Consider the following 13,657-nt stretch of genomic DNA (forward strand, 5'->3'; position numbering starts at 1 on the left):
GCATGACCGAGGTGTCCTCGCTCACAGGGCGGTTGCTCGTGGCCACACCCGCCCTGACGGACCCGAATTTCGAGCGTGCGGTGGTGCTGCTCCTCGACCACGACGAGGAGGGTTCCCTCGGCGTCGTCCTCAACCGGCCCACGCCGGTCGGGGTGGGCGACATCCTGGACGGCTGGGCGGCGCTGGCCGGCGACCCCGGCGTCGTCTTCCAGGGCGGCCCGGTCTCCCTGGACTCCGCCCTCGGCGTGGCCGTGGTCCCCGGGGACGGCGACGGCGACCCGCTGGGCTGGCGCCGGGTGCACGGCGCGATCGGCCTGGTGGACCTGGAGGCACCCCCGGAACTGCTGGCGCCCGCCGTGGGCAGCCTGCGGATCTTCGCCGGGTACGCCGGCTGGGGACCGGGCCAGCTGGAGGACGAACTGGCCGAGGGCGCCTGGTACGTGGTCGAGTCCGAGCCCGGCGACGTCTCCTCGCCGCTGCCCGAGCGGCTCTGGCGCGAGGTGCTGCGCCGCCAGCGCAGCGAGCTGGCGATGGTGGCGACGTATCCGGACGACCCGTCGCTCAACTGAAGTGTGTGATCTTCAGTACCCTTGGCGGTTATGAGCACTCTTGAGCCCGAGCGCGGGACTGGTACGGGGACCCTCGTAGAGCCGACGCCACAGGTGTCCCACGGCGACGGTGACCACGAGCGCTTCGCCCACTACGTCCAGAAGGACAAGATCATGGCGAGCGCCCTCGACGGCACGCCCGTCGTGGCGCTGTGCGGCAAGGTCTGGGTGCCGGGCCGCGACCCGAAGAAGTACCCGGTCTGCCCCATGTGCAAGGAGATCTACGAGTCCATGAGCGGCGGCGGGGACGACGGCAAGGGCAAGGGCGGCGACAAGAAGTAGCCCGCCGCCCTTCCCGCAGGCCCCCTGAGCGCCCGTGCCGGCGCGCTTCGGGGGCCTTTGCGCTGTCCTGCCCGGCGGAAATGGTTCAGACCTCTTGTGGACATGTTCATGTAGTACTTAGCCTCCAGGGTGTTGTGCAGAGCGAAATCGCCATTGCGTATGTTGCAACGCCTGCTTGCGGAGGACCGCTGTATGAAGCTCCCCGTCCGACTGGTTCTGCTCCTCACCGTCCTCGCCGCCACCGCCTGCGCGCCGGGCACCTCCGGCGGCTCGTCCTCCGGCGCGGACGAGACCTCCGGCACCCTGCGCGTCTGGCTCTTCCAGGAGGTCGGCAACGAGCCGAAGGAGAAGGTCGTCGACGCGGCCGTGGCGGGCTTCGAGAAGGCCCACGACGACGTCGACGTCACCGTCGAGTACATCCCCGTGGAGACCCGCGCCCAGCGCGTCAAGGCCGCCTTCAACGACCCCGCCTCCGCGCCCGACCTCATCGAGTACGGCAACACCGACACCGCCGGCTACGTCGCCGACGGCGGACTCGCCGACGTCACCGCCGAGTTCGGCGCCTGGGACGAGGCGAAGGACACCGACCCGACGGCCCGCCGGTCGGTCACGGTGGACGGCAAGGTCTACGGAGCGCCGTTCTTCGTCGGCGTACGGGCCCTGTACTACCGCACCGACCTCTTCGCGGAACTGGACCTGGAACCGCCCCGGTCACTGGCCGAACTGGCCGCCACCGCGCGCAAGGTCCGCGCCGCCGAACCCGGCCTGTACGGCCTCGCCGTCGGCGGCGCCTACACCTACGGCGCGCTGCCCTTCCTGTGGGCCCACGGCGGCCAGCTGACCGACCTGGACAGCGCCGCCTCCCGCGCGGGCGTCGAGGCGTACACCGGCCTCTTCGGCGACGACAACTGCCCCGCGGCGAAGTGCGCCGGCATGGGCGGCAACGACACGGTGACGGCCTTCGCGGCCGGCAAGGCGGGGATGGCGATCGGCGGCGACTTCAGCCATGCCGCCGTGGAGGCGGGGGCGGTGAAGGGGAAGTACGCGGTCGTGCCGCTGCCGGGGGTGGAGCCCGGGTCGGTCGCGCCGGCCTTCGCGGGCGGCAACAACATCGGCGTCCTGAAGTCCACCTCGCACCGCACGCTCGCCGTGGACCTGATGAAGCGGCTCGCCTCGAAGGCGACGCAGCGGGAACTGTTCGACGCGATGGGGTTCCTGCCGACCTTCACGGACGTGCGGCGGGAGGCGGCGGAGTCGGAACCGTTCGTGCGGCCGTTCGTCGAGACGCTGGAGGCCGGGACGGAGTTCGTGCCGGTGTCGGCCGGGTGGGCGCGGATCGACTCGTCGGCGGTGCTGCCGACGATGTTCCAGGAGGTGGTGAGCGGGAAGAAGGGGGTCGCCGCGGCGGCGGAGGACGCCGGCCGGAAGATCGATGACGCGTTGGGTGCCGCGCGGTGACGGTGGGGTCGCGGGTGCGGGTGCGTGGTGGTTTTTCGCGCCCACGCGGCGGTAGCCGCACATCGAGCACAGCCCCGCGCCCTTATGGGGCGCGCTCCGCCACCCCCTGGATCTATCTCGCCCCCGCTCTCGTCGTCCTCGGCGGGCTGCTCGTCTACCCCGTCTACCAGCTCGGGCTGATCTCCTTCCTGGAGTACACCCAGGCCCAGGTCAGTGGTGGGGAGCCGACGTCCTTCCAGGGACTGGGGAACTACCGGGAACTGTTCGGGGACCCGGAGTTCTGGCGGGTGCTGCTGGCCACGGTCGTGTTCGCCGCCGCCTGCGTCGGGTCGACGCTGGCCGTCGGATGCGCGCTCGCCGTGCTGCTCACCCGGGTGCGGGCCGTGCCGCGGCTGGTGCTGATGCTCGCGGCGCTCGGGGCGTGGGCGACACCGGCGGTGACCGGGTCGACGGTGTGGCTGCTGCTGTTCGACCCGGACTTCGGGCCGGTCAACCGGTTTCTCGGCCTCGGCGACCACTCCTGGACGTACGGCCGGTACAGCGCCTTCCTGCTGGTCCTCCTCGAAGTGGTCTGGTGCTCCTTCCCGTTCGTGATGGTCACCGTCTACGCCGGCATCCGCGCCGTACCCGCCGAGGTGCTGGAGGCCGCCGCCCTGGACGGCGCCTCGCAGTGGCGGATCTGGCGGTCCGTACTGGCGCCGATGCTGCGGCCGATCCTGGCCGTCGTCACCATCCAGTCGGTGATCTGGGACTTCAAGGTCTTCACGCAGATCTACGTCATGACCAACGGCGGCGGCATCGCCGGGCAGAACCTCGTCCTCAACGTCTACGCGTACCAGAAGGCGTTCGCCTCCTCGCAGTACAGCCTGGGTTCGGCGATCGGCGTCGTGACGCTGCTGATCCTGCTCGCCGTGACCCTCGGCTACCTGCGGCTGCTGCGGCGCCAGGGGGAGGAACTGTGAGACGTCCGTGGAGGTTCGCCGCCGAGGCGTCGGCGGTGCTGATCGCGGCCGTCGTCGCGTTCCCGCTGTACTGGATGGTGCTGAGCGCGTTCCGGCCGGCCGGGGAGATCGAGTCGAGCACGCCCCGGCCGTGGACGCTGGAGCCGTCGCTGGACTCCTTCCGGCGGGTCTTCGGGCAGCAGGAATTCGGCCGTTACTTCCTCAACAGCCTTGTCGTGGCGGGTGTCGTGGTGGTCGCCTCGGCGTTCATCGCGTTTCTCGCCGCGACCGCCGTGACACGATTCCGGTTCCGTTTCCGGACCACCTTGCTGATCATGTTCCTGGTGGCCCAGATGGTGCCTGTGGAAGCGCTCACCATCCCCTTGTTCTTCCTCATGCGCGACCTCGGCCAGTTGAACACGCTGGGGTCCCTGATCCTGCCCCACATCGCCTTCTCGCTGCCCTTCGCGATCTGGATGCTCAGGGGTTTCGTGAAAGCCGTACCGGAGGCCCTGGAGGAGGCCGCGTACCTCGACGGGGCGAGCCGGGCCAGATTCCTCTGGCAGGTCCTTTTTCCGCTGGTCTTCCCGGGGCTGGTCGCCACCAGCGTGTTTTCCTTCATCTCGGCCTGGAACGACTTCCTGTTCGCCAAGTCGTTCATCATCAGCGACACCTCGCAGTCCACCCTCCCGATGGCACTGCTGGTCTTCTACAAACCGGACGACCCCGACTGGGGCGGTGTGATGGCCGCGTCCACGGTGATGACGATTCCGGTGCTGGTCTTCTTCGTACTCGTGCAACGACGACTCGTCTCCGGCCTCGGCGGAGCGGTGAAGGACTGAAAGGACTTGAGGTGACTGAGGTGACCAGGGACGTCGATCTGATCCCCGCGCCGCGTGAACTCCGTACGGGCGGGTCCGGGCGGGTCCGCCTGGGCCCCGGGACACGGCTGGCGGCCGGACCCGGCACCGAGGGCGTCGCCCGCTGGCTGCGGGCGACGCTCGGCGCGGCGACCGGGCTGCCGCTGGCCGACGGCGACGGCCCGCACCGGATCGAGCTGGGCATCGACCCGGACCTGCCGCCCGAGGGGTACCGCCTCGACACCGGGGAACACCCGGTACGGCTCGCGGGCGGCAGCGCGGCCGGCGTCTTCCGGGGCGCGCAGACCCTGCGGCAACTGCTCGGTCCGGACGCCTTCCGGCGTGCCCCGCTGCGCCCCGGCCGGGACTGGGAGCTGCCGCCCGTCACCGTCGAGGACGCCCCCCGCTTCCGCTGGCGCGGACTGATGCTGGACGTCGCCCGGCACTTCATGCCCAAGGACGGCGTCCTGCGTTATCTCGACCTGATGGCCGCGCACAAACTCAACGTCTTCCACTTCCACCTGACGGACGACCAGGGCTGGCGCGTCGAGATCACCCGGTACCCGAAGCTCACGGAGACCGGCTCCTGGCGGCCCCGCACCAAATTCGGCCACCGCGCCTCACCGCTGTGGGACGACAAGCCGCACGGCGGTTTCTACACCCAGGACGACATCCGCGAGATCGTCGCCTACGCCGCCGAACGGCACATCACCGTCGTCCCCGAAATCGACGTGCCCGGCCACTCGCAGGCCGCCGTCGCCGCGTATCCGGAACTCGGCAACACCGACGTCGTCGACACCGCCGCGCTCGGCGTCTGGGACACCTGGGGCATCTCCCCGAACGTCCTCGCCCCCACCGAGAACACCCTGCGTTTCTACGAGGGCGTCTTCGAGGAACTCCTGGATCTCTTCCCCTCGGAGTTCATTCACGTCGGCGGCGACGAATGCCCCAAGGAGCAGTGGCGCCGGTCGGCGACCGCGAAGGAGCGGATGGCGGATCTCGGACTCGCCAGCGAGGACGAGTTGCAGTCCTGGTTCATCGCGCACTTCGCCGGCTGGCTCGCCGCACGCGGGCGGCGCCTGATCGGCTGGGACGAGATCCTGGAGGGCGGTCTCGCGCCGGGCGCGGCGGTCTCCTCCTGGCGCGGCTACCAGGGCGGCATCGCCGCCGCGCGCGCCGGACACGACGTCGTCATGTGCCCCGAGCAGCACGTCTACCTGGACCACCGGCAGGACGGCGGCGCCGACGAGCCGGTGCCGATCGGGTTCGTGCGCACCCTGGAGGACGTGTACCGGTTTGAGCCGGTTCCACCGGAGTTGACGGAGGCCGAGGCCGGACGGGTCCTGGGTACCCAGGCCAACGTCTGGACCGAGGTGATGGAGAGCCCGGCCCGCGTGGACTACCAGACCTTCCCGCGGCTCGCCGCCTTCGCCGAGGTCGCCTGGAGCGCCCTGCCCGCCCCGGCGGAGCGGGACTTCGCCGGCTTCGAGCGCCGGATGACCGGCCATTACGCCCGACTCGACGCCCTGGGCGTCGCCTACCGGCCGCCCACCGGACCCCGGCCCTGGCAGCGGCGGCCCGGCGTCCTCGGCCGCCCGATCGACGGCCCGCCCCCGGACAAGTGACGAACAGGTGACCGCGGAGGGGCGGACGGCCGAACGACGAGCGGCCGACCGTGAACTCCGGTCACCCCCTCCCAAACCGCCCATCTCCCCGGCGAGGTGGGCGAATGCCTCCTAGCGGACCCCCGCGTCCGGGTGCTGCGATGATGTGCCAGAGTTGCCACGTCCGCCCTGTCAGCACGTACCGTACGGCGCACGGGCGGGACCAGTGGGACAGCGGGAAGGGGCAGCGGTTTGAGCACGCACGCACCGCAGGCGGCGCAGGTCGTCACGCTGCCCACAACACTGGACGAGGCCGTGGCGGCACTCGCCGAGCGGCCCGCCGCCGTGCCGGTCGCCGGCGGCACCGACCTCATGGCCGCCGTCAACTCCGGCCAGCTCAGGCCCGCCGCCCTGGTGGGCCTCGGCCGGATCAGCGAGATCCGCGGCTGGCAGTACCAGGACGGCCACGCGCTGCTCGGCGCCGGACTCACCCACGCGCGCATGGGCCGCCCCGACTTCGCCGCCCTCATCCCCGCGCTCGCCGCCGCCGCGCGCGCCGCCGGGCCGCCGCAGATCCGCAACGCGGGCACCCTCGGCGGCAACGTCGCCTCGGCCGCCCCCACCGGCGACGCGCTGCCCGTGCTGGCCGCGCTGGAGGCGACCCTGATCGTCGCGGGCCCGGGCGGGGCCCGCCGCGAGGTCCCGGTCTCCCACCTGCTGGCCGGGGTGGAGATGCTGGGCGCCGGCGAACTCATCGGCTACGTACGCGTTCCGCTGCTGCACGCCCCCCAGGTCTTCCTCAAGGCCACCGGGCGCACCGGGCCGGGGCGCGCGGTCGCCTCCGTGGCCCTGGTGCTGGACCCGGCCCGGCGCGGGGTGCGGTGCGCGGTCGGCGCCATAGCGCCCATGCCGCTGCGCCCGCTGGAGGCCGAGCAGTGGGTGGCGCAGCTCATCGACTGGGACAACAACCGCGCGATCGTCCCGGAGGCGCTGGCCGCCTTCGGCGAGTACGTCGCCGCGGCCTGCATCCCGGACCCCGCCCCCGCCGAGGACGGGTCCGTACCGCAGCTGCCGCCCGCCGTACTGCACCTGCGGCGCACCGTCGCCGCGCTGGCCCGACGAGCACTGGGGAGGGCGCTGTCGTGACCGACGACCAGCAGGGAGAGGGCACGCCCCAGGGCGGCGGACGCTGGGATCCGCTGCCCCAGGGCGACTACGACGACGGCGCCACCGCCTTCGTCCAGCTCCCCGAGGGCGGCATCGACGCGCTGCTGGACGCCCACGGGGGTGCCGGCAGTCCGCTGGCGGCACCCGGCCACGGCTTCGTGCCCCCGCCGATAACGGTCGCTCCCGCGACGGGCACCGACCCGGCGGCCACCGGCTCCTGGACGATGCCGTCGGCACCAGTCGACGGCACGCAGTGGCAGGCCCCGGAGACGGGACAGCAGCCGTACGCGGCTCCGGACGCGGAGCAGCCGTACGGTGCGGCGTTCCAGGACCCGTACGGGACGGCCGGGCAGTACGGCGGCGCGGGGCACGGCCAGTACGGCGCCGGGGCCCCCTACGCGGGGCAGTCAGGGCACGATCCGCACGCGGGGCAGGACGACCGGTTCGCCTACCACCCGGGGGCCACGAGCCAGTGGCACTTCGGCGAGGCCGTCGCCGCGGAGGAGACGACGGCTGCGCCGGGCCACGACGTGACCGGGCAGTGGTCCATCCCGGTCGCCGGGGGCGACCTGCCGGACGAGTCCGGCGAGTTCACCACGTCGTCCCTGGTCGAGCAGTGGGGCGGCACCCCGCCGGCCACCCTCCCGGGCGGCGCGCCCGCCCCGTGGGCGACCCAGGCGGCGGGCCGGCCGTGGGGCGACGGGCCCGGCGAGCCGGGGGCGGAGTACGGCACCGGTCACGACTCGGGTCACGGCGCGGGGCATGACGCCGGCCACGGGGTGGGGCACGACGCCGGTCACGGGGCGGCGTACGGCACGGAGTACGGCGCGGGCTACGGCGCGGAAACGGTTCAGGGCGGTGCTCCGGGGGGCGCGGAGGCGTTCCCGGAGGAGCGCGGGTACGCGGACCAGCAGACGTTCCCGGAAGGGCGTACGTACGCCGACGAGCAGGCGTTCCCGGAAGCGCGTACCTACGCCGACGAGCAGACGTACCCGGAAGAGCGCGCGTACGCGGACGAGCAGGCGTATCCGGAGGCGCGGCCGTTCACGGACGTACGGCCGTATGTGCGGCCTGCCGCCGGGCCGGTCGCGGACGCCGAGCCGGAACCCGAGCGGGAGCCGGCACCCGCGCCGGAGCCCGTCGCGGAGGACACCGGCCGTCCGGCCCAGCAGCCGGGCGCAGCGGCGGACGACGCGCAGGGAGGCCAGGACGCCCAGGTCGCCCAGGAGGCCGTCGAGGGCCCTGCTGAGCCGTCCGAGCCGTCCGAGGTGCCCGTCCCGGCCGACGGACCCGAGGGGCCCGAGGCCGCCGAGGAGCCCGTCGCCCCCGGGACCCCGGCCGAGGGCGACCCGGACCCCGCCTACGCGCCGGCCCCGGAGCCGCCGCACGACGGCACGCCCCCGGAGACGGCGCCCGGAGCCACGCCGGAGACCGAGGCGGAGGCGGAGGCGGTGCCCGAGGCAGTGGCAGACGCCGAGCCTGCGGATGATGCCGCGGCCGACGCACAGGCCGAAGCACAGGCCGACGCACAGGCCGAAGCGGATTCCGGGCCGGGTTCCGGCCCGGAATCCGAGCCCTCGGCACCGGAGTCGGAACCCCCGGCACCGGAGTCCCGGCCGGAGTCCGAACCCGCTCCGGAGGGCCCCGTGCCCGGGGAGTCCGGCGGCGCCGCCGGGCCGGGCGCGTCCCACGAGGAACACCCCCTCGCCTCCTACGTGCTGCGCGTCAACGGCACCGACCGGCCCGTCACCGACGCCTGGATCGGCGAGTCGCTGCTCTACGTGCTGCGTGAGCGGCTCGGCCTCGCGGGCGCCAAGGACGGCTGCTCGCAGGGCGAGTGCGGCGCCTGCAACGTGCAGGTCGACGGCCGGCTGGTCGCCTCCTGCCTGGTGCCCGCGGTGACCGCGGCCGGCAGCGAGGTCCGCACCGTCGAGGGCCTGGCCACCGACGGACAGCCCTCCGACGTCCAGCGGGCGCTGGCCCGGTGCGGCGCGGTGCAGTGCGGTTTCTGCGTGCCCGGCATGGCGATGACCGTGCACGACCTGCTGGAGGGCAACCCGGCCCCGACCGAGCTGGAGACCCGTCAGGCGCTCTGCGGCAACCTGTGCCGCTGCTCCGGCTACCGGGGCTTCCTGCGGGCCGTCGAGGAGGTCGTCGCCGAACGCGAGGCGACCGCCGAGGCCGAGGCCGAGGCGGACGCCGCGGAGGCGGACCCGGACGAACCGCGCATCCCGCACCAGGCGGGCCCCGGCGCCGGCGGCGTCGACCCGTCGGCGTTCGACCCGCAGGGCTCACCCGGCCCCCGCTCCCCGGACGGGCACGACCACCCCCACGGCCAGGAAGGAGGCCACGCGTGAGCAACGAGGCAGCCACCGCCCAGGCCGCGGTCACCGCGGAGCCGGGCCTCGCGCCCGAGCCCGTCGCGCACGGCCTCGGCGCCTCCCTGCACCCGGCCGACGCCCGCGCCAAGACGGAGGGCACCTTCCCCTACGCCGCCGACCTGTGGGCCGAGGGCCTGCTCTGGGCGGCCGTACTGCGCTCCCCGCACCCGCACGCGCGCGTGATCTCCGTCGACACCAGTCACGCCCGCGAGATGCCCGGCGTACGGGCCGTGATCACGCACGAGGACGTGCCCGGGACCCCGCTGCACGGACGCGGCAGAGCCGACCGGCCGGTCTTCGCCTCCGACGTCGTACGGCATCACGGCGAGCCCATCGCCGCCGTCGCCGCCGACCACCCGGACACCGCGCGCATGGCCGCCGCCGCCGTCATCGTCGAGTACGAGGTCCTCGACCCGGTCACCGACCCCGAGCAGGCCTTCGAGGCGGAGCCGTTGCACCCCGACGGCAACCTGATCCGGCACATCCCGCTGCGCCACGGCGACCCGGAGGCGGTCGGCGAGATCGTCGCCGAGGGCCTCTACCGCATCGGCCGCCAGGACCCGGCCCCGATCGGCGCCGAGGCCGGACTCGCCGTCCCGCGTCCGGACGGCGGCGTGGAGCTGTACCTGGCCTCCACCGACCCGCACACCGACCGCGACACCGCCGCCGCCGCCTTCGGACTGCCGCCCGAGCAGGTGAAGGTCGTCGTCACCGGCGTGCCCGGCGCCACCGCCGACCGCGAGGACCAGGGCTTCCAGCTGCCGCTGGGGCTGCTGGCGCTGAAGACCGGCTGCCCGGTGAAACTGACGGCCACGCGTGAGGAGTCCTTCCTCGGCCACGTCCACCGGCACCCGACGCTGCTGCGCTACCGCCACCACGCCGACGCCGAGGGCCGCCTGGTCAAGGTCGAGGCGCAGATCCTGCTCGACGCGGGCGCCTACGCGGACACGTCGTCGGAAGCGCTGGCCGCCGCGGTCGCCTTCGCCTGCGGCCCGTACGTCGTGCCGAACGCGTTCATCGAGGGATGGGCGGTGCGTACCAACAACCCGCCCTCCGGGCATGTGCGGGGCGAGGGCGCGATGCAGGTGTGCGCCGCGTACGAGGCGCAGATGGACAAGATCGCGAAGAAGCTGGGCATGGACCCGGCCGAGGTGCGCCTGCGCAACGTCCTGGCCACGGGGGACGTTCTCCCGACCGGCCAGACCGTGACCTGTCCGGCCCCGGTGGCGGAACTGCTGGAAGCCGTACGGGACTTCCCGCTCCCCGCGCTGCCCAAGGACACGCCCGAGGACGAGTGGCTGCTGCCCGGCGGTCCCGAGGGCGCGGGCGAACCGGGCGCGGTGCGCCGGGGCGTGGGCTACGGCATCGGCATGGTGCACATGCTGGGCGCGGAGGGCGCCGACGAGGTGTCCACGGCCACCGTGAAGGTGCAGGGCGGCGTGGCGACGGTGCTGTGCGCGGCGGTCGAGACCGGGCAGGGGTTCGCGACGCTGGCCCGGCAGATCGTGCAGGAGACGCTCGGGATCGACGAGGTGCACGTCGCGCCCGTCGACACCGACCAGCCGCCGGCCGGCGCCGGCTGCCGGGGGCGGCACACCTGGGTGTCGGGCGGTGCGGTGGAACGAGCCGCGAAGATGGTCCGCACACAGCTCCTGCAGCCGCTCGCGCACAAGTTCGGCATGTCCACCGAGCTGCTGCAGATCACCGACGGGAAGATCACGTCGTACGACGGTGTGCTGTCGACGACGGTCTCCGAGGCGCTCGACGGCAAGGAACTGTGGGCCACCGCGCAGTGCCGCCCGCACCCCACCGAGCCGCTGAACGAGTCCGGCCAGGGCGACGCCTTCGTCGGCATGTCCTTCTGCGCGATCCGCGCCGTGGTGGACGTGGACATAGAGCTGGGATCGGTGCGGGTGGTGGAGCTGGCGGTCGCGCAGGACGTCGGCCGGATCCTCAACCCCGCGCAGCTGGTCACCCGGATCGAGGCGGGCGTCACGCAGGGCGTGGGCATCGCGCTCACCGAGAACCTGCGCACGCCGCGCGGCCTGGTCCGCCACCCCGACCTGACCGGCTACGCCCTGCCGACGGCGCTGGACACCCCGGACATCCGGATCGTCAAGCTCGTGGAGGAGCGGGACGTGGTCGCGCCGTTCGGGGCGAAGGCGGTCAGCGCGGTGCCGGTGGTGGCGTCGCCGGCGGCTGTGGCGTCGGCGGTGCGGGCGGCGACGGGGCGGTCCGTGAACCGGCTTCCGATCCGTCCGCAGGCCGCGGTGGTCACCGAGAGCTGACGGTGGGCGTCGGGGCCGCTTGCTTCTTGCGCCGGGGCCGCTCGCTTCTTGGCAGTGTCGTGCTTCCACGGCCCGCGTCGAGGGCGCTGCGCGTCGCCTTCGGCGATGGGCCTGCGGCCCACCCTTGACCCGGGCCGTTCCAGCACGGGTGAGAAGCGAGCGAGCGGCCCGGAGAGGCGGGTGGCCGGGCCGTACTGTCCCTCGGGCTGACTTTTCCGTGCCCCGGCGTGCGGGGGCGCGGTCGCGTCTCGCAGGCACGCCGGGTCGGCCACGCGGCGAACGGTGAGTGGGTGGCAGGGGCGGCATGGGTGGCATGGGTGGGGCGTGGTGGGGTGGGGGCGGGGGTGGGCTCGGGAAACGTGAGCACTTGGGGGCGAAGTGTTCACGGTTGTGCGGGGTGGGGGCGGAGGCAACGTGTGGGGTGGTCGGTGCGTCTTGGTGGGGGACGGGGTTCGCGCGCGGGGGCGTTGTCAGTGGTGGCGCGTAGTGTGCGAAGCGGTGGGGGCGGCGTGGCCGGTCCTGTCCAGGGGCACGCACGACAATCGGGGGAGACCATGCGCGGGGCGATGAGCGATACGACGGTGACGGCGAGCGGTGTGTGCGCGGAGGGGCGGCGCGGCCGGTCCGCGGTGTCCCTGCTGACCTTGGTGCGCGCCGCGACGTCGGTGGAGGATCCGTCCTGGGCCCGGCGCGCAACGGCGGGGGGCGAGCTGTCGCTGCTGTGGAAGACGTCGGTGCTGATCGGCTGCCTGGCCCTGGCCACGGGGCGCCGTAGTGCCGTGCCGGCTCCGGACCTGCCGTACCGCTTCCTGGACCGTGAGTTCGGGCGGGGGCGGGTGACCCGTTTCGAGGAGGTCGACTTCCCGGCCTGCCTCACGCATGAGCCCACCCGCCGTTTCCTGAGCCGGACGGGTCTGCCCGAGGAGGCGTTCACCTTCCGGCTGGAGTCCGACGACGACATGCCCCTGCCGACGCTGGCGGAGTACTACGAGGACGAGGAGTGCCGTCCCGCCCTGCCCGAGCGGGCGGACCGTCTGGTCCGGCTGGGCCGCCTGGCGGACGGTGCCACGGTGACCGTGGACGCCGTCACGGGCACCGTCCTGACCTGGCACCCGACCACCGGCACCCTCGGCGCCCTGGCCCCGGACCTCCCCGCCTTCGCCCTCACCCTGTGGGCCCGGCACCGGGCGGCCCGACTGGAGGCCGTGGCGGGAATCGAGACCGCCTGACAGCCGACGGGTGGTCATTCCTCGGTGCCGAAGCAGCACCCGTACGTGCCGTTGTCGTACGTCATCCGTTCCGGCAGGAGTTCATCGCAGTTCGGGCAGACGAGGAGATCGGGCGGGTTGATGCGCATGACCGCGGCGTTCTTCATGGCGAACACGGACAGCACCGCGGACCTGCCGTGTTCTTCGATTCCTTGCTGGAGGAACTCGAACGCGCCGTACACGTGACCGCATTCGCACGCGATGCGGTTGCACCGGAACGAGCCGATGTCCTCGATGCCGAGCTCCTTGGCGATCTTGGCCTTCTCCTCGCTCGACACCTTCCTGATGCCGGTCTCCCTGACCCGGGCAGGCGTCCAGTACCAGGTCTTGACGGCCTTCGCCTGTGACAGGGACGTGTAGAACGTCGCTGACTTGCCGCTGGTGATCGCGTCCCGGACGGTGCTCACGATGGTGCAGTCGTCCGCCGCGATGACGGCCTTTCCGCTGGCTGCGACTCTTTCGACGTCGTCCAACGCAACTTTTTCCATGCGGGTCACTTTTCTTCCGTCGACCCGTGAACGCCAGACGGCACGCTGTCGCTCCGCTCGATCGGCTCAGGGCCGCGGAGAAAGAGGCCGTGGCGGGAATCGAACCCGCGTAACCCGCTTTGCAGGCGAGCCCCTCAACCACTCGGGCACACGGCCGTGTGCGTCGTTCGTGGACGACCGTAGGCGGGGGAGGAGGGCCGGCTCAAGGGAGGGGCGGGGGGTGCAACGGGACTGCCACACGCCGTTCATGAACGGGCCGGGGGGCGTAGGACCAAGGTCGTTGCCGAGTCCCGTCTCCGGACAGGAGTCAAC

11 protein-coding genes and 1 tRNA gene are annotated in these 13,657 nt (G+C 73.0%); 10 read left to right on the plus strand and 2 right to left on the minus strand.

What is annotated here, in order from left to right; translation table 11 throughout:
* The first annotated feature begins 2 nt into the window (after positions 1 to 2).
* From ACZ3IG_RS00340 to ACZ3IG_RS00385, 10 genes are all read left to right on the plus strand, one after another.
* Positions 3 to 569: a YqgE/AlgH family protein gene (locus tag ACZ3IG_RS00340; protein WP_403538312.1), complete on the plus strand. Its 567-nt coding sequence runs from the start codon at positions 3 to 5 to the stop codon at positions 567 to 569.
* Between the two features lie 30 nt (positions 570 to 599).
* A complete protein-coding gene (locus ACZ3IG_RS00345) occupies positions 600 to 890 on the plus strand; it encodes a DUF3039 domain-containing protein (RefSeq protein ID WP_215165489.1) in 291 nt (96 codons plus the stop codon).
* Between the two features lie 192 nt (positions 891 to 1,082).
* A complete protein-coding gene (locus tag ACZ3IG_RS00350; RefSeq protein WP_467427633.1) occupies positions 1,083 to 2,348 on the plus strand; it encodes an extracellular solute-binding protein in 1,266 nt (421 codons plus the stop codon).
* Positions 2,349 to 2,368: 20 nt separating this feature from the next.
* On the plus strand, positions 2,369 to 3,310 hold the full coding sequence (locus tag ACZ3IG_RS00355) for a carbohydrate ABC transporter permease (protein ID WP_467429131.1): 942 nt from the start codon (positions 2,369 to 2,371) through the stop codon (positions 3,308 to 3,310).
* A complete protein-coding gene (locus ACZ3IG_RS00360; protein WP_467427636.1) occupies positions 3,307 to 4,131 on the plus strand; it encodes a carbohydrate ABC transporter permease in 825 nt (274 codons plus the stop codon). The genes ACZ3IG_RS00355 and ACZ3IG_RS00360 overlap by 4 nt, the downstream gene beginning before the upstream one ends.
* Positions 4,132 to 4,142: 11 nt before the next feature.
* A complete protein-coding gene (locus ACZ3IG_RS00365; protein WP_467427638.1) occupies positions 4,143 to 5,774 on the plus strand; it encodes a beta-N-acetylhexosaminidase in 1,632 nt (543 codons plus the stop codon).
* Between the two features lie 231 nt (positions 5,775 to 6,005).
* Positions 6,006 to 6,899, plus strand: coding sequence for an FAD binding domain-containing protein (locus tag ACZ3IG_RS00370; RefSeq protein WP_403538303.1), 894 nt, complete (start codon positions 6,006 to 6,008; stop codon positions 6,897 to 6,899).
* Positions 6,896 to 9,277, plus strand: a complete 2,382-nt coding sequence (locus ACZ3IG_RS00375) for a (2Fe-2S)-binding protein (RefSeq protein ID WP_467427639.1) — start codon at positions 6,896 to 6,898, stop codon at positions 9,275 to 9,277. Before ACZ3IG_RS00370 ends, ACZ3IG_RS00375 begins: the two co-directional genes overlap by 4 nt.
* Positions 9,274 to 11,589, plus strand: coding sequence for a xanthine dehydrogenase family protein molybdopterin-binding subunit (locus ACZ3IG_RS00380; RefSeq protein WP_467427640.1), 2,316 nt, complete (start codon positions 9,274 to 9,276; stop codon positions 11,587 to 11,589). Before ACZ3IG_RS00375 ends, ACZ3IG_RS00380 begins: the two co-directional genes overlap by 4 nt.
* Positions 11,590 to 12,155: 566 nt before the next feature.
* The gene (locus ACZ3IG_RS00385; RefSeq protein WP_467427641.1) at positions 12,156 to 12,818 is read left to right on the plus strand and encodes an SUKH-4 family immunity protein; all 663 of its coding nucleotides are present in this window, start codon (positions 12,156 to 12,158) and stop codon (positions 12,816 to 12,818) included.
* Positions 12,819 to 12,832: 14 nt separating this feature from the next.
* Here ACZ3IG_RS00385 and ACZ3IG_RS00390 read toward each other — a convergent pair whose 3' ends face one another.
* Together ACZ3IG_RS00390 and ACZ3IG_RS00395 are read right to left on the minus strand one after the other, a co-directional pair.
* Positions 12,833 to 13,345 carry a hypothetical protein gene (locus ACZ3IG_RS00390; RefSeq protein ID WP_467429132.1) on the minus strand — a complete coding sequence of 171 codons (513 nt, stop codon included), beginning with the start codon at positions 13,343 to 13,345 and terminating at the stop codon, positions 12,833 to 12,835.
* A gap of 84 nt (positions 13,346 to 13,429) precedes the next feature.
* A tRNA-Cys gene (locus ACZ3IG_RS00395) sits at positions 13,430 to 13,501 on the minus strand.
* Positions 13,502 to 13,657 lie beyond the last annotated feature (156 nt).

Source organism: Streptomyces sp. NPDC016677 (assembly GCF_055562815.1).

Excerpts from the sequence above, each read along its gene's own strand:
- ACZ3IG_RS00340 (WP_403538312.1), top strand. The coding sequence starts at position 3 with ATGACCGAGGTGTCCTCGCTCACAGGGCGGTTGCTCGTGGCCACACCC.
- ACZ3IG_RS00345 (WP_215165489.1), top strand. The coding sequence starts at position 600 with ATGAGCACTCTTGAGCCCGAGCGCGGGACTGGTACGGGGACCCTCGTA.
- ACZ3IG_RS00350 (WP_467427633.1), top strand. The coding sequence starts at position 1,083 with ATGAAGCTCCCCGTCCGACTGGTTCTGCTCCTCACCGTCCTCGCCGCC.
- ACZ3IG_RS00385 (WP_467427641.1), top strand. The coding sequence starts at position 12,156 with ATGAGCGATACGACGGTGACGGCGAGCGGTGTGTGCGCGGAGGGGCGG.
- ACZ3IG_RS00390 (WP_467429132.1), bottom strand. The coding sequence starts at position 13,345 with ATGGAAAAAGTTGCGTTGGACGACGTCGAAAGAGTCGCAGCCAGCGGA.